The organism is Neptunicella plasticusilytica, assembly GCF_047922965.1.
GTDB classification, from domain to species: Bacteria; Pseudomonadota; Gammaproteobacteria; order Enterobacterales; family Alteromonadaceae; genus Neptunicella; species Neptunicella plasticusilytica.
Map to the genome: position 1 here is coordinate 2,682,802 of NZ_CP150481.1, position 16,763 is coordinate 2,699,564.

At 46.4% G+C, this 16,763-nt stretch carries 11 protein-coding genes; 2 read left to right on the forward strand and 9 right to left on the reverse strand.

The features are described 5' to 3' along the window. The first annotated feature begins 296 nt into the window (after positions 1–296). On the forward strand, positions 297–593 hold the full coding sequence (yhbY, locus tag V1467_RS12125) for a ribosome assembly RNA-binding protein YhbY (RefSeq protein WP_416305234.1): 297 nt from the start codon (positions 297–299) through the stop codon (positions 591–593). A 68-nt stretch (positions 594–661) separates the two neighbouring features. Here the strand turns inward: yhbY and greA are convergent, their stop codons facing one another. The 8 genes from greA to fabB form a co-directional block, all read right to left on the reverse strand. Continuing rightward, positions 662–1,138: a transcription elongation factor GreA gene (gene greA / locus V1467_RS12130; protein WP_416305235.1), complete on the reverse strand. Its 477-nt coding sequence runs from the start codon at positions 1,136–1,138 to the stop codon at positions 662–664. 4 nt (positions 1,139–1,142) lie between these two features. After that, positions 1,143–4,361, reverse strand: coding sequence for a carbamoyl-phosphate synthase large subunit (gene carB, locus V1467_RS12135; protein ID WP_416305236.1), 3,219 nt, complete (start codon positions 4,359–4,361; stop codon positions 1,143–1,145). A gap of 7 nt (positions 4,362–4,368) precedes the next feature. Next, entirely contained in the window at positions 4,369–5,499 is a 1,131-nt protein-coding gene (carA, locus tag V1467_RS12140; protein ID WP_416305237.1) for a glutamine-hydrolyzing carbamoyl-phosphate synthase small subunit, read from the reverse strand. Positions 5,500–5,749: 250 nt separating this feature from the next. After that, the gene (gene dapB / locus V1467_RS12145) at positions 5,750–6,559 is read right to left on the reverse strand and encodes a 4-hydroxy-tetrahydrodipicolinate reductase (RefSeq protein ID WP_416305238.1); all 810 of its coding nucleotides are present in this window, start codon (positions 6,557–6,559) and stop codon (positions 5,750–5,752) included. Between the two features lie 226 nt (positions 6,560–6,785). After that, positions 6,786–10,379: a FimV/HubP family polar landmark protein gene (locus V1467_RS12150; protein WP_416305239.1), complete on the reverse strand. Its 3,594-nt coding sequence runs from the start codon at positions 10,377–10,379 to the stop codon at positions 6,786–6,788. Between the two features lie 375 nt (positions 10,380–10,754). After that, a complete protein-coding gene (locus V1467_RS12155; protein WP_416305240.1) occupies positions 10,755–11,771 on the reverse strand; it encodes an aspartate-semialdehyde dehydrogenase in 1,017 nt (338 codons plus the stop codon). Positions 11,772–11,815: 44 nt separating this feature from the next. Next, complete coding sequence (locus V1467_RS12160) at positions 11,816–12,940, reverse strand: 4-phosphoerythronate dehydrogenase (protein WP_416305241.1); 1,125 nt, start codon at positions 12,938–12,940, stop codon at positions 11,816–11,818. Positions 12,941–13,081: 141 nt separating this feature from the next. After that, positions 13,082–14,296 (reverse strand): beta-ketoacyl-ACP synthase I, encoded by a 1,215-nt coding sequence (gene fabB, locus V1467_RS12165; RefSeq protein WP_416305242.1) that lies wholly within the window; start codon positions 14,294–14,296, stop codon positions 13,082–13,084. Positions 14,297–14,468: 172 nt separating this feature from the next. Between fabB and mnmC the strand changes: the two genes are divergently transcribed. Beyond that, positions 14,469–16,466, forward strand: a complete 1,998-nt coding sequence (mnmC, locus tag V1467_RS12170; protein ID WP_416308697.1) for a bifunctional tRNA (5-methylaminomethyl-2-thiouridine)(34)-methyltransferase MnmD/FAD-dependent 5-carboxymethylaminomethyl-2-thiouridine(34) oxidoreductase MnmC — start codon at positions 14,469–14,471, stop codon at positions 16,464–16,466. Between the two features lie 3 nt (positions 16,467–16,469). On the opposite strand, the gene V1467_RS12175 is transcribed toward mnmC, so the two are convergent. Next, a complete protein-coding gene (locus V1467_RS12175; RefSeq protein WP_416305243.1) occupies positions 16,470–16,757 on the reverse strand; it encodes a YfcL family protein in 288 nt (95 codons plus the stop codon). Positions 16,758–16,763 lie beyond the last annotated feature (6 nt).

Below are 16,763 nucleotides of genomic sequence, written 5' to 3' on the forward strand. Positions count from 1 at the left end.
TTTTATCTTATGATAAAAACGTAATTTATTGCCTGTAAGACTACTATAATTTGTAGTCCGTCGCCACCAGATAAACTTCCCGCGAGCGGGTTCCGGGCCGATCCGGCTTACCTGTTCAACTGTTTTAAACTAATCACTTAGCCGTTTTAAATATTCACCAACGTTGTTTTTAGCCAATATTGACTGACATCTGTTTGCTTCTTTATTTGTGATCAAATCACATACAGATTAGGAATACTGTTAAGATGGCGCTAGAATAGCGTTTTTCAATCTCTAGTAACCAATTAAATTTGTAAATGAATCTATCAAACAAACAAAAGCAGTACCTCAAGGGCCTAGCCCACTCGCTAAAACCCGTTGTCCAGCTTGGCGGCAATGGTCTCACTGAAGGGGTACTGGCTGAAATTGATTCCGCGTTATCCCATCACGAATTAATCAAAGTCAAAGTACCAACCGATGATCGGCAAGAAAAATCCCTGATCATGGACGCTATCGTACGCGAGACCGACGCGGTTAAACTGCAAGTGATTGGCCATACCCTGATTATTTATCGGCAAAGTGACGAGAAAAAAATTAGCGTCCCGAAAAGATAACAACCTTTATATTTTCATCCATAAAAAAACGAGTCCTGAGACTCGTTTTTTGTTTCTAAATATTTTTGTTATATATATTTCACATCAACCACTTCATATTCGACTATCCCGGCTGGCGTCTGGATATTGACAATGTCATCCAGTTCCTTACCTATTAGTCCGCGCGCAATGGGCGAACTGATCGAAATCAGATTATTTTTAATGTTGGCTTCATCTTCCCCCACGATACGGTAGGTCGTTTCTGCCTCGGTTTCGATATTCAGGATAGTCACAGTGGCACCAAAAATAACTTTGCCATTGTTAGGCATTTTAGTGACATCAATTATCTGGGCGTTGGATAACTTGCCTTCGATGTCCTGAATGCGTCCTTCACAAAACCCCTGCTCTTCTCTGGCAGCATGATACTCGGCGTTTTCTTTCAGATCGCCGTGCTCACGTGCTTCTGCGATATCTTTGATAATTCGCGGACGCTTGACTGTTTTCAACTCATTCAGCTCACTACGCAATAATTCAGCGCCATGAGCTGTCATTGGATATTGACTCATAGTGTTAACTTACTCTTGTATGTAATTCCTGAACCGATGTCACTCTGGCACGATCATCTGCCTCATTGGCATTGATAGTAGCAAAGGCAGCATTTAATGTTGTGGTATAAGTCACTTTATTTAACAACGCTGCACGTCGGATATAGACCGAATCGGTAATTGCCTGCCGACCTTCTGTCGTATTGATAATATAGCTATATTCACCATTTTTGATCGAGTCCATCAAGTTTGGACGACCCTCAGACAACTTGTTAACTACCTTACAGTCGACACCGGCTTTTTGTAATTCTTGTGCGGTACCTTTGGTAGCTTCAAGGCTGAAACCTTTGGTTATCATAGCTTTAGCTAACGCGACAACACGCAGTTTGTCATTGTTACGCACAGACAACAAGGCCTTACCCTGTTTTGGTATGGGTGCGCTAGCGCCTAAGTTCGCTTTTGCATAAGCTTCTTCAAACGATTCACCAATGCCCATTACCTCGCCGGTTGAGCGCATTTCAGGCCCCAATAGCGGGTCAACGCCCAAAAATTTGGCGAAAGGAAGTACCACTTCTTTCACCGAATAATAAGGTGGAATTATTTCTTTACTGATCCCTTGGGAGGCCAAGGTTTTTCCAACCATAATACGGGCAGCTATTTTAGCTAGTGGCATACCTGTCGCTTTAGACACAAAAGGAACAGTGCGGGCAGCGCGGGGATTTACTTCGATTAAATAAACTTCACCGTTTTTAACCGCAAACTGGGTATTCATCAAACCGATTACGCCCAACTCCAGCGCCATATCTTTAACTTGTTGGCGCATCACGTCTTGAATTTCAGGGCTCAATGAATAGGGCGGAAGTGAACAGGCGGAGTCACCGGAATGCACCCCTGCTTGCTCGATATGTTCCATAATGCCGCCAATCACCACATCTTCCCCATCGCACATGGCATCTAGGTCGACCTCTATGGCATCGTCCAGGAAGCGGTCCAGCAATACCGGAGAATCATTGGAAACCTTGACGGCTTCATTCAGATAACGTTTCAGGTCATTGATATCGTAAACAATTTCCATTGCACGGCCACCCAATACATAGGAAGGGCGAACCACCAGCGGGAAACCAATCTGCTCAGCTTCAACCAACGCCTGTTCGATATTAGTCACAGTCGCATTAGCGGGTTGTTTTAAATTCAGCTTATGCACCATTTGCTGGAAACGTTCGCGATCTTCAGCGCGGTCAATGGCATCCGGAGAGGTACCAATAATGGGCACTCCGTTAGCTTCCAGCGCTCTTGCCAGTTTTAGTGGCGTTTGACCACCATATTGCACAATTACGCCTTTAGGCTGTTCTACCCGCACGATTTCCAGCACGTCTTCCAATGTTACCGGCTCAAAATACAAACGATCCGAGGTATCATAGTCTGTCGAAACTGTTTCAGGGTTACAGTTAACCATAATAGTTTCGTAACCGTCCTCACGCAGTGAAAGCGCTGCATGAACACAGCAATAATCAAATTCGATGCCTTGACCAATCCGGTTAGGCCCGCCACCCAACACCATGATTTTATCCCGCGAGCTCGGATTCGCTTCGCATTCTTCGTCATAAGTCGAATACATATAGGCGGTATCAGTGGAAAACTCAGCGGCACAAGTATCAACCCGTTTATAAACCGGTTGGATCCCCATGCTACGACGGGCCTCACGCACATCATCTTCGCTAACTTTTGTTAACGCCGCCAAACGCGCATCAGCAAAACCTTTGCGCTTAAGGGTACGCATCAAGTCTTGATCGATGCCAATTAACCCTTTTTCGGTCACAGTAGATTCAAGTTGTACGATTTCCTGTAATTGCACCAGATACCAGCGATCAATCTTGGTCAATTCAAATACTTCATCGACACTCATGCCCATCCGGAATGCATCACCGATATACCAGATACGCTCGGCACCGGGCTCCATTAATTCACGCATCAAAATCGCTTTGGCATCAGGATCCGTCATGTCCAGAATCGGATCCAGACCATTTACACCGACTTCCAGACCGCGTAAGGCCTTTTGCATCGATTCTTGCTGGTTACGACCAATCGCCATCACTTCACCGACGGACTTCATCTGGGTAGTCAGTCGATCATTGGCACCAGGGAATTTTTCAAAGTTAAAGCGCGGGATTTTAGTCACAACGTAATCGATAGCAGGCTCAAACGACGCCGGAGTTAATCCACCAGTAATATCGTTAGCCAGTTCATCCAGGGTATAGCCGACTGCCAGTTTGGCTGCTACTTTGGCAATCGGAAAACCGGTCGCTTTAGATGCCAATGCTGAAGAGCGAGATACCCTCGGGTTCATCTCGATAATGACCATACGGCCATCATCCGGATTCACACCAAACTGTACGTTAGAGCCGCCGGTTTCTACACCAATTTCACGTAATACCGCCATAGCCGCATTACGCATAATCTGGAATTCTTTATCCGTTAAGGTTTGAGCTGGTGCGACGGTAATAGAGTCACCGGTGTGTACGCCCATTGGATCGAAGTTTTCAATGGTACAGACGATGATGCAATTGTCACTTTTATCCCGTACCACTTCCATTTCATATTCTTTCCAACCAATCAGTGATTCGTCAATCAGTAATTCGTTGGTCGGAGATAAATCTAGACCACGGCGACAAATTTCTTCGAACTCATCTTTATTGTAAGCAATACCACCACCGGTACCGCCCATGGTAAAAGAAGGCCGGATAATACAGGGATAACCGATACGGCTAACCACATCAAAAGCCTGTTCCAGGCTATGCGCTATTTCGGCGCGCGGACATTCCAGTCCGATGGATTTCATTGCCTGGTCAAAGCGTTCCCTATCTTCCGCTTTATCAATGGCATCGGCCGAGGCACCGATCAGCTCAACATTGAATTCGTCCAGTACACCGTGCTTATTCAAATCCAGCGCACAGTTAAGAGCAGTTTGTCCGCCCATTGTCGGCAATACTGCATCCGGGCGTTCTTTTTCGATGATTTTTTTCACCACTTCCCAATGGATAGGCTCGATATAGGTTGCATCGGCCATCTCTGGATCGGTCATAATAGTGGCCGGATTAGAGTTGACCAGAATGACCCGGTAACCTTCTTCTTTCAAGGCTTTACAGGCTTGGGCACCTGAGTAATCAAATTCACAGGCTTGACCGATAACAATAGGTCCGGCGCCCAAGATAAGAATGCTTTTTATGTCAGTACGTTTTGGCATTGGTCACTTATCCCTTCGCTGCTTTGATTAAATCGATAAAATGGTCGAACAATGATGCCGCATCTTGTGGACCCGGACTCGCTTCAGGATGCCCCTGAAAGCTGAATGCCGCTTTGTCTGTTCGGTGAATACCCTGCAAGGTTTTATCGAACAGCGAGATATGGGTTACTTCAAGATTATCTGGCAAATCGTGTTCATCCACCGCAAAACCATGGTTCTGGCTGGTAATCATTACTCTGTTTTGGGCAAGATCTTTGACCGGATGATTAGCACCGTGATGGCCGAATTTCATTTTTAAGGTTTTGGCACCGCTGGCTAATGCCAACAACTGATGCCCCAGACAAATGCCGAAAATCGGCATATCGGCATCCAGCAATTTCTGAATGGCGTTGATAGCGTAATCACAAGGTTCCGGATCTCCCGGGCCGTTGGACAGAAAAACCCCGTCGGGATTAAGTGCTAAGACGTCTTCGGCAGAAGTTTGCGCTGGCACTACAGTCAGGCGACAACCCCGTTCGACCAACATACGTAAAATATTGTGTTTGGCACCAAAATCGTACGCAACCACATGATATGGCAAGTTTTGCTGATCTGCTGCATACCCCTTTCCCAAACACCAAACTGAATCATTCCACTGATATGCCTGCTTGGTACTGACCACTTTGGCCAAATCCATTCCTTTCAAGCCAGGAAAGGCTTTTGCTGCCTGCAGCGCTTTTTGCTCATCCAGTTCACCGGTAATAATACAACCGTTTTGCGCACCGGTTGTTCTAAGCACCCGGGTCAATCTGCGCGTATCTATGTCTGCAATCCCGACAATGTTATTGTCTTGCAGGTAGCTGGATAGGTCCTGTTCTGAACGAAAGTTACTGACCATCAGGGGTAAGTCACGAATGACCAGACCTTTGGCCCAAATTTGACTGGATTCTTTGTCTTCCTGATTGGTACCGGTATTACCAATATGTGGATAGGTGAGGGTAATGATTTGTTCTGCGTAAGATGGATCGGTGAGAATTTCCTGATAGCCTGTCATCGATGTATTAAAAACGACTTCACCGACTGAAATACCATCAGCGCCAATTGCGGTGCCTTTGAAAACAGAACCGTCTTCAAGGACCAAAAGGGCAGATTTGGACAAACCAACCTCCTATTATGGAAAACCTTAAGAAAAACGGGTATTTATTACCCGTTCACAGCTGTTTACCCTACCATTTGCAAGCAAATTGCTAATTTTTGGCAAAACCACAATAGTGTACACGAACAAGCTTAAAACGTCCATGTTCAATTCGGTATTAGATGAAAAATGGTGGTTTTAACCAATTTTAGTAACTTAGCCCCTATAAATAACAGTTATCTATATTAAAGTAGCCGATTCAGGTTAGACCACTTTATTGCCAGGCAAGATCAAGCACGTCCTGCATGGAGTATAAACCTGCTGGACGGTTAACCAGCCATTCAGCCGCTCTTACTGCGCCTTTGGCAAAAGTCAGCCGACTGGAGGCTTTATGAGTCAATTCCAGTCGCTCTCCAATATCAGCAAATATCACCGTATGATCGCCTACTACATCACCCGCTCTAACTGTGGCAAAACCTATAGTTTGCTGGTTCCGTTCACCGGTATCGCCTTCGCGCCCATACACAGCACATTGCTGCAGATCACGTTGCAGTTCATCAGCAATGAATTCACCTAACGCCATTGCAGTGCCGGATGGCGCATCTTTTTTATAGCGATGATGGGTCTCGACTATTTCGATATCGGCGCTTTCTCCCATCACCCTGGCGGCCTGTCTAACCAAATTAAGCAGTAAATTAACTCCGATACTGTAATTGGCAGCAAAAACCACCGGGATATGTTGCGCGGCTTTATTCAGAGCAATTTTATGTGCCTGATTAAGACCCGTCGTGCCAATCACAATTGGTTTATTATTTGCCACACACCAGGCAAGGTTAGTTTCTAAGGCGGCAGGTAAAGTAAAATCAATAATGACATCCACATCGTCAACAAGTGATTCAGGATCGCCGGAAACGGCTAACCCCTGCTTGCCTATTCCGGCCAATTCTCCCACATCCATCCCGACCCAGGCCGAGTCAGCTCTTACCGCCGCTCCGCCCAGTGTCAAATTATCAGCGTTATTAGTTGCTTCAATAAGCACTCGTCCCATGCGACCATTCGCACCGAAGATCCCTACTCTAATCATTGATTAATTCTCATGTTTATCGATTTATCAGCATATTTTCGCCGGATCTGTGCACAGACAGACATCACGCGTGACTTTGACTGGAGTTTGCCTGATTTAACGGAATTTATCAGTACAAAATACTGATCGGTCAAATCTATGATATACAATGCAGTTATTGATTGGGAAAAAGCTGAATTGGGATAGCAAGCCTAAAGATCGCGTCAGTTATCCCTTATTCGTGTCTTTATTGATCCAGACCATCCAGAAGTCTTTGCGCTTCTTCTACCTGTTCAGGATCATCTGAACGGACAATTTGCTCCAATAGCTGGCGAGCCGATTCCTTGTCGTCTATCTCTATGTACGCGATAGCCAAATCCATACGACTGCCCGCACCATGGTCACTATCGACATCGACAATATCTTCATCACCAATTTCCGGTAACCCCAGCGAAGATAAATCAATATCCCTTTCCTTAGTTTCATTTTCATCGCTATCAGTTAGCAACTCATCGACTTCAACAAATTCTTCTTCGAGTGGATCGGTTTGCTCTTCTTCAAACAGCGCTTCAAGATCCAAATCAGGATTATCCAGCTTGGGTTTGTCTTCAATCAATTCCTCAAGCATCTCTTCGTCACTTTCCATGCCCTCGAGCATATCGTCAAAAGAGCTACTTTCCAGTTCTTCCAGCAGTTCGTCATCTTCATTTAACGCTGCAATCTGGACTTCTTCAAATCCCTCAGGATGCTGATCAGACATAGCTTCATCAACCGCTAAATCTTCCAGATCATCATCATCGAGCCAGTCATCCAGTCCGGGAATATCATCTGCAATATTATCTTCGATATCCTCTGCCTTAGCGGTTTCATGCCGGAGCTCTTCGGCATCGGCAGACTCCAATTCCTCTTCCTGGTCGTTTCTCTGTTCAGATTCTGTATTCAACCATTCATTTAAATCCGGCGTATCATCGAGTATGTCGCCCTCATCGCCTTCGGCCGCTTGCGGATCGTCATCTTCAAATTCGCTCAGCGCAGCTTCCAGTTCGTCTTCATCAGCTGTCTCAACCTCGGCAACCGGCTCGTTGGTTGCCGATTGTTCATCAAGTTCTGTCTGTTCAAATTCTTCCAGAGCTTGATCAAGCTGATCTTCGTCATCCTGACTATAATCTGTCAGTTCCTGTTCCAACTCATCCTCGACAGAATCTTCGCCAGCGGCCTCAGATTCGTCAATTTCTGATTCCGCCTGATCCTGCTGTTGATCGTCAATACCTGCAACTTCCGGTTGTGCCGATTCTTGGCTGTCATCGCCAGATGCCTCCAGCTCGGCCAATAATTCATCGGCCAGTCGATCCTGCTCGGATTGCTCATCTTCGGCAGTGACCGGCTCAGGCTGATCCTGTTGTTGATCGTCTATATCTGCAACTTCCGGTTGTGCCGATTCTTCACTATCATCGCCAGATTCGGTCAGTTCGGCCAATAATTCATCGGCCAGTCGATCCTGCTCGGATTGCTCATCTTCGGCAGTGACCGGCTCAGGCTGATCCTGTTGTTGCTCATCTATATCTGCAGCTTCCGGTTGTGCCGATTCTTCACTATCATCGCCAGATTCGGTCAGTTCGGCCAATAATTCATCGGCCAGTCGATCCTGCTCGGATTGCTCATCTTCGGCAGTGACCGGCTCAGGCTGATCCTGTTGTTGATCATCTATATCTGCAACTTCCGGTTCATCGGGCTCTTGGCTATCATCACCAGATTCCTCCAGCTCGGCCAACAATTCATCGGCCAGTCGATCCTGCTCGGACTGTTCATCTTCGGCAGCGTCCGATGCGTCACTTACCTCAGCTTCTGTCTGCGTTTGCTCTTCTACAGCTTCCGATCCCGGTTCATCGGACTCTTGGCTATCATCACCAGATTCCTCCAGCTCGGCCAATAATTCATCGGCCAGTCGATCCTGCTCGGATTGCTCATCTTCGGCAATGTCCGATGCGTCGCTTACCTCAGCTTCTGTCTGCGGTTGCTCTTCTGCAAAACGCTCTAATTGAGGTTCGGGCTCATCTTCCGGTAAATCGCCAGCTGTCTGTTTTTCATCCTCAGCTACTGCTTGGTCGTCAGAAGATATTGGCGGGATCGGGTCTGACACATTGGCTTTAGGATCGTTGCTATCATCCTCTGCCAGCATTTGCTTCATTTGCTCGACGCTATCTATTTCAGATAACAATTGGCCGGTTAAATCATCAATTTCTTCACTGCGGGATTTGATAACTTGATCCAAACCATCAATCCTGTCATCGTCGATTGGCGCCACCGCCGATATATCGGACACTTCTACATCAACAAGATCTTCTTCATCTAACAGATTGGCAATACTGACATCTTCTGCATCGGGGTCTGCTTCCTCGTCCTCATCCTCTTCAGGTTCGCCTAATAACTGCAATTCTGCCGCACTGTCCTCTTCTGACAGTTCTATCGATTCTTCATCCAGCTCATCCGGCTGCGCATCACTTTCCTGATCCAGTAATTCATTTTCATCATCAACAGCATCATCTGGGCTATCATCATCTTCGGAATCAAACAAATCATCCAGGTCGCCTTGTTGCAGAATTTCTTCACCCAAATCAGCATCAAAGTTTTCCTCGGATTCCGGCAAGATCTCTTCTTGAATATCGATATCCGGTTCATCATCCAGCTCGTCTAGATCATCCAGAGCTTCATCCAGCAAGTCATCGGTCAGATCTTCAAAATTATCCAGCTCATCTTCAGTTATTTCATCTGACAAACTGTCATCATCTTTAGCTAAATCACCGATTAATTCGTCATCAAGGCTGTCGTCAAGCAAATCGTCATCACCAAACAAATCATCATCGGTCATTTCACCGGAAAGCTCATCACTAAGCGCGTCAGATAAATCGTCCTGCTCCAACTGAGGTTCTATTTGTTGGGGTTGCGCATTTACCGCAGCGGGCTCTGGTGCCCCAGCCACAGGTTGCTCCTCAGCCTGTCGACGCTTCAGCCAAAAGGCCAGACCGGCTAGCAATAACAATACCGGAATTGTGGTGCCCAAAACCCACATAGCCGTAGCCGATAAAAAAGGTTTATTTTCGGTTTGTTCGCGCAACTTTTGCTGTTGTTCTTGTCTGGACATGTCCAGCAGTTCATTTTGTACTTTTAGCAACTTATCCATCTGTTGCTGAACTTCACCTTCTTCGCCGATGCGAGAGCGCAACTGATCAATCTCGTTATTGACGGCATCCAGGCGCTGATAAATTTTATTATTCTCATCAATCAGTGACTGCACACCATTTATCGATTGTGCAAATTGATCCCGCAAGGCTTTAAAGTGACGTGTTTGCTGTTCGTCAATAGCCGACAGCCTGTTTTCCAGCGCTTGTTTGGTTTGGGCTAATTCATCGGGCTTGGCAGGTGAATTAGCCACTCCGCCGCTGCCGCCTTTAGTCTGCCAGTTATCGTTATCTTGCAGCGTTTTCTGCTCAGCCTGTTTCAGATTGATCCCGGCGACATAATCTTCAGAAGGCAACCTGAGGATCGAGCCATCGATCATATTGTTAATATTATTGTCTTCAAATGCCTGCGGATTTAGTTGGTAAATCGCCACTATCATCTGATACATGGAAAGCCGTTTATTAGGCCGATATTTACTGGCTATTTGCCATAGTGTGTCATTACTGGTGATCGGGCCGTAAGTTTGACTGGAATAAGTTCTGCCTGGTCCGGTGGCATTTTTGGGGCCTTTAATCTGTACCTGTTGGGGGTCGATTGCGGCATGCACTGGCAGATAACAACCAGAAACTACAAGCATGATAAATAAATGTCGCAATTTCATAGACTATCCTTTGCCGCCCCTAAAATAATAATGAATATCGTGAACCTGTTTGGCTACAGGCAAGGAAAAAATTATAATGTTATTTTTCAAATAGTTAAATAAATTTAACCGTGCCATATTACAACTGTTCAGGTTGTTTTTCTGACTATTATACTGATGCTGCATCTCACCAAAAGATAAACAGCAAGATACGTTCCAAAGTTACTATAAATGTGAAATTTATACCAACTAAAAGCATACAACATCGCGGTTAATTATTGGTGATAATTAGAGCCTGTTGATTAATCAAACTTAATATCAGGATCTATATCTAGGTTATCGGTAGGCAGGCAATAATATTTACAGGGGCAATAATTTGCCCCTGTAAATAACAAGTTATAAATACTCGGCAATCAGGTGTTCTGCGATTTGAATACTGTTGGTTGCTGCGCCTTTACGCACATTGTCCGAAACAACCCACAAGTTGATACCATTCGGATGAGAGATATCCTGACGTACCCTTCCGACAAAAACATCATCTTTACCACTGGCATTACCCACTTGTGTCGGAAAATCTTCACGATCAGCCATTAAAGTCACGCCCGGTGCGCTGGCCAGTAACGCTTTAACTTGCTCAGCGTCAATCTGTTGACGGGTTTCAATATGGATAGCTTCTCCATGACCATAAAAGACCGGTACCCGCACTGCTGTCGGATTAACCAGAATACTGTCATCGCCCATGATTTTATGGGTTTCCCATACCATTTTCATTTCTTCTTTGGTGTAGTCGTTATCCTGGAACACATCAATTTGCGGAATAACATTAAACGCAATTTGGCGACTAAAAGCTTCAACTTTAGGTTCACGACCGCTTAACAATGCCGCACATTGCTGGGCAAGCTCTTCAATAGCGGTGCGCCCGGCACCTGAAACAGACTGGTAAGTAGCCACATTAATACGTTCAATTCCTACTGCATCCTGAATCGGCTTTAACGCCACCAGCATTTGAATGGTTGAACAATTCGGGTTGGCGATAATATTGCGGTTACGAAACTCGGCGATAGCATGTGCGTTCACCTCTGGAACAACCAGCGGGATGTCAGGTTCATAGCGGAAATGAGAAGTATTGTCGATAACCACACAGCCGGCTTCTGCCGCCAAGGGTGCGTACTTAGCCGAGGTACTTCCACCTGCCGAGAAAAAACCAATCTGGGTTTGCGACCAATCGAAAGTTTCTGCATCCAGTACGGTAATTTCCTTGCCTTTGAATTTCACCTTGCCACCAGCCGAGCGGGAACTCGCCAGAGGGTAAAGATTATTTACCGGAAATTCCCGTTGTTCGAGAATTTCGATGATATTCTGGCCGACTAGGCCTGTTGCGCCCAATACCGCAACATCAAAGGCTTGTGACATTCTATTTGTTCTCCAAGATAAATTTTTAAACACAATTCTGTGAATTATACAGGCTTAAATCCTAGCCGATAGATTGCCTGCGAAACAGCACAATTTCCAGCGCTAACCTGCATTGCAGCAAATTCTCTTCTTATAGCATAGTTTTTTCGGATATATTCAAACTGCCCCGGTTGCTCAACCGTTTTTCTAAAATGTTGGTCGTCATCTTCAATATCATACATTTGACGAACAACCTGATAGAGTGCCGACCAATCAAGCGGTTTATTACCCAACTCAATCACTGCTGATTTGGGTTGAGGTAAATAATCATCTAGTTGATGAATAACCGGCAGTTCGAGTAGTGCGGCAGCCGCCTGATACACCATCTCGGTGCCATTAGATTTACCTTCAATACTGTGGCCCGCTATATGTGCGGTAGCCAGTTGAATATAAGGAACCAAAGCCAGATTAATATCGGGCTCGTTTTCCCATACATCCAGCACCACAGACAATTCTCTACCCTGTTGAAACAGTTCCAGCAATGCCTGATTATCAACGATTTCGCCACGACAGGCGTTAATCAGCAATTGCTTATCGGACAGGGCCCATAACCGCTGTTTATCGAAAAGATATTGGGTTGGATAGTCGCCAGTTTTGACCAGCGGCACATGCAAACTGATAATATCGCAGCGCATAATCTCATCCATGCCCACAAAAGAACGGGGATCACCTTCTAGCTGCTTAGGAGGATCGCATAACAAATAACGCATTCCCAACGCATCAAGCTTTTGACTCAATGCAGTGCCCGCTTGTCCGGCACCGACAATACCGACGGTTTTATCCGGCAGATGCCATTTCAGTCTTTGCGCCATCACACACAACGCACTGACCACATATTCTGCCACCGATACCGAGTTGCACCCGGCGGCTGCATACCAGGGGATGCTTCGTTGCTGCAAATAATCGGTGTCAAGGTGATTAAAGCCGGCCGTTGCAGTCGCTACAAATTGCAAATTTTGGCACTCACCAATTAACGCCTGATTGACCCTAGTCGTCGAGCGTACAAATAACAATTCGGCATCAGCAATATCTTCAGCTGTAACGGTTTTGCCGGAAAAAGACTGACAATCGCCCCAATCTGCAAAAAATGCTTCGGCGTAAGGCATTGAATCTTCGTAATATATTTTCATGATGTGGGGAGCGATCCGTAACTGGCAATTGCGGCTGATTATGCCATAAGGGTTGTGCTTGTATGCGGATTTTTATAACAAGAAAAAAAATCTACCAGCCTGTAGTGAGTAACGACGACAGGCTGGTCTGAAGAGAGCAGCTTATCCCTGATATTTTCCCATCACCAGCGTTGCGTTGGTGCCGCCAAAACCGAAACTATTCGACATGACGGTATTAAGCGCCGTCTGGCGGGTTTCACGCACAATATCCAGTCCGTCGGCTTGTTCGTCCAACGTGGCAATATTCACCGATGGTGCCACAAAACCATGCTCCAGCATCAACAAACAGTAGATGGCTTCTTGCACGCCTGCAGCCCCCAGGCCATGGCCCGTCATAGCTTTTGTTGCGCTGATCGCAGGCGACCTGCCACCGAAAACCTGCTGAATAGCTCCCAGCTCCTTAACATCACCGACAGGTGTAGAGGTACCGTGAGTATTCAGGTAATCAATCGGCGCTTTAACATCTTGCAAAGCGAGCTGCATACAACGCACCGCACCTTCACCCGATGGAGCCACCATATCGTAGCCATCAGAAGTCGCACCATAACCGATAATTTCACCATAGATCTTGGCACCACGGGCAAGTGCATGCTCCAGTTCTTCAACCACCACCATACCGCCGCCGCCGGAGATCACAAAACCGTCGCGATCAGCATCATAAGTACGTGAAGCGGTTTCTGGGGTATCGTTGTATTTGCTCGACAAGGCACCCATCGCATCAAATTCCATCGCCAGGGTCCAGTGCACTTCTTCACCGCCACCGGCAAACACAATATCCTGTTTACCTAACTGAATCTGTTCCACCGCATGACCGATACAATGAGCACTAGTGGCACAGGCGGAACTCATCGAATAATTGATCCCCTTGATCTTGAATGGTGTGGCCAAGCAGGCTGATACAGTGCTGCTCATGGTACGGGTTACCATATAGGGTCCGACCCGCTTTACTCCTTTTTCACGCAGAATATCGGCCGCCTCCACCTGATGTTTGGAGGACGCTCCACCTGAACCGGCGACCAAACCGGTGCGCGGATTAGAAACCTGGTCTTCACTCAGTCCAGCATCTTCAATCGCCTGTTGCATGGAAATATGCGCATAAGCTGCAGCGTCGCCCATAAAACGCAAGGCTTTACGATCAATATGCTGGCTAACGTCAAGATCAATATTTCCCCATACATGACTACGCAGTCCTAATTCTGCGAATTCCTCCGAATAGCTGATACCACTGGTGCCCTTTTTAAGCGACTCGAGGACTTCCTGCTGATTATTTCCAATACTGGAGACGATTCCAATACCAGTAATGACTGCTCTTTTCATATAAAACCCTAATCTAAAAAATTGACGCACATGTTAATGATTTTCACCTGGCAACTGGTCTGCTCTTTGCTGATTATAGTTAACTTTTTATCACCCTTGTTATCTTGCCAAGTTCAGCTCGTTGATAAATCAACGTACAATAACCCAATCCTACTTTTTGGAACCCAGTATTTTGACCATCAAACCGGCAAAAATCGTATTTAATCAGCATGGCACTCCCTTTGCCAATCAATTCGATGATATTTACTTTTCTAACCAAAGCGGATTGCTGGAAAGCCAGTTTGTATTCTTGGAAAATAACGCGCTACCACAGCGTTGGTTAGAGTCTCAGCAATCATGTTTTGTGGTGGCCGAAACGGGTTTTGGAACAGGGCTCAACTTTTTAACCTGCTGGTCACTGTTTGAGCAAACTCAACAGCTTCGACAAGATGCCCGTCAACATGGTTCAACATTCTGTCCCAGACTGCATTTTATCAGCGTTGAAAAATACCCGCTCAGCAAGGACGATTTGGCCGAAACATTAAAATGCTGGCCCGAACTGGCCGAATTCAGTCAAGCGTTGTTGGCCCAGTATCCACCTCTGCTGGGTGGTTGCCATCGGTTAGTCTTTGATAACGTAATACTGGATCTGTGGTTTGGTGATATCGCTGAGGTATTGCCCCAATGGTATTGCACTGATTCCGGCTTGGTTGACGCATGGTTTCTGGATGGTTTTGCTCCCGGCAAAAATCCGCAAATGTGGTCAGATGCCTTATTTACCCAAATGGCAAGATTGGCTAAGCCCAAATGCACTTTTGCCACTTTCACTGCTGCCGGGTTTGTACGCAGAGGCCTGCAACAAGCCGGTTTTGAGGTCAAAAAAGTACCCGGATTTGGCAGCAAGAGAGAAATGTTGGCAGGCACGTTAACGAACGGGACTGCAACTATCAGTCATGCCCCCTATTTCGACAGATCGTGCGCAGCCGGCAAGCACGTAGCAATTATCGGCGCCGGGCTAGCGGGCGCCAATCTAGCTGTTTCATTGAAAAATCGGGGTTATCAGGTTGACGTCTATTGCGCCGATCAGGACGCGGCAAGTGGTGCATCGGGTAATAGGCAAGGTGGCTTTTATCCGCAACTGCATGTCGAACAAAACAATGCCAGTTTGCTGCAAGCACAGTGCTTCGGGTTTGCGTTAAGGCGTTATCAAATGCTGCTAAAAACCGGCTATGCCTTTGCTCACCAGTTTTGCGGGGTGTTGCAACTGGCGTTTAATGACGCGATCGAGCAACGCTATCGCAAAATGCGTGAAAATGACGTCTGGCCCACCGAACTAATCCGTTCTGTAAACGACCAACAGGCAGAACAAATTGCCAACATCCCGCTCCCCTATTCGGGTTTATATATCCCTGACGGCGGCTGGATCCATTTACCGCAATTAATTCAGGCTTTGTTAGCCAAGGCGCAAACCAAGGTCATTACACAACATCAATTACGTCAATTAACTCAAACTGATAAGGGTTGGATATTGCATTGGCAAGACCAAGCGGCAACACAAGCTGATATAGTGATCCTGGCAACCGGACATAACAGTATCCATATTCAACAACTGGCGACTCTTCCTCTTCGCCCTGTGCGCGGCCAAGTCGAAAATATCACCACCCAGCCGCCGCTGGACAAACTGGACACCGTACTTTGTCACAAGGGATATTTGACGCCTGCTTATAACGGCAAACAGGCACTAGGCTCGACCTATATCAAAAATGATCTGGATTGCGACTATCGACGGGAAGAACAACATACCAATTTAGCGGTGTTACGCAAAGCGCTGGCAAAATGTGACTGGGCCGCTACCGTCAGTGCCGATAATCAAGGCCGTGCAGCAATCCGCTGCAGCACACCTGACCATTTACCGGTAATGGGACAAGTACCCGATACCCGGCAACAGCAACAACAATATCAGGATCTCTATAAAGCCCTGCCGTTGAACCACTATCCACTGCCAGAAAATTATGCCAATTTATTTTGTCTTACCGGGTTAGGCTCACGAGGACTTTGTAGCGCACCGTTATTAGCCGAAACTCTGGCTTGCCAGATTAGCGGCCAACCGTTACCACTCAGTCAAACCTTACTGGATGGTCTTAACCCCAACCGCTTTTTAGTCAGGGCATTGCAACGTCGGGAGATCTAGAGGTTATTTATCTATTACCCCAAGGTAAATATTGTCCCAGTACTGGGTCACTTTCTGCTGATCGGCCGGTTCCAGTTCATTATCGTCAAAGGCGCGTTGCAGGCTGTCCATCATTCTCTGTTGTAACCCTTGTTTGTCATATTCCTGTTCGGATAGTGCCTGACTCACCACTAAAGAAAAATGGCCGTTCAAATAACCGGAAAAAAACAGTTGCTCATCACAACCATGATCAACCGCATCATCCAGCCGTTGCTGAATAGCATTAATAAAAACTTGAAAATTATCTGGCATAGATTA

Bases quoted from the DNA above. Each gene is read 5' to 3' on its own strand.
- yhbY (WP_416305234.1), top strand. From the start codon at position 297: ATGAATCTATCAAACAAACAAAAGCAGTACCTCAAGGGCCTAGCCCAC.
- greA (WP_416305235.1), bottom strand. From the start codon at position 1,138: ATGAGTCAATATCCAATGACAGCTCATGGCGCTGAATTATTGCGTAGT.
- carB (WP_416305236.1), bottom strand. From the start codon at position 4,361: ATGCCAAAACGTACTGACATAAAAAGCATTCTTATCTTGGGCGCCGGA.
- dapB (WP_416305238.1), bottom strand. From the start codon at position 6,559: ATGATTAGAGTAGGGATCTTCGGTGCGAATGGTCGCATGGGACGAGTG.
- V1467_RS12150 (WP_416305239.1), bottom strand. From the start codon at position 10,379: ATGAAATTGCGACATTTATTTATCATGCTTGTAGTTTCTGGTTGTTAT.
- V1467_RS12155 (WP_416305240.1), bottom strand. From the start codon at position 11,771: ATGTCACAAGCCTTTGATGTTGCGGTATTGGGCGCAACAGGCCTAGTC.
- V1467_RS12160 (WP_416305241.1), bottom strand. From the start codon at position 12,940: ATGAAAATATATTACGAAGATTCAATGCCTTACGCCGAAGCATTTTTT.
- fabB (WP_416305242.1), bottom strand. From the start codon at position 14,296: ATGAAAAGAGCAGTCATTACTGGTATTGGAATCGTCTCCAGTATTGGA.
- V1467_RS12175 (WP_416305243.1), bottom strand. From the start codon at position 16,757: ATGCCAGATAATTTTCAAGTTTTTATTAATGCTATTCAGCAACGGCTG.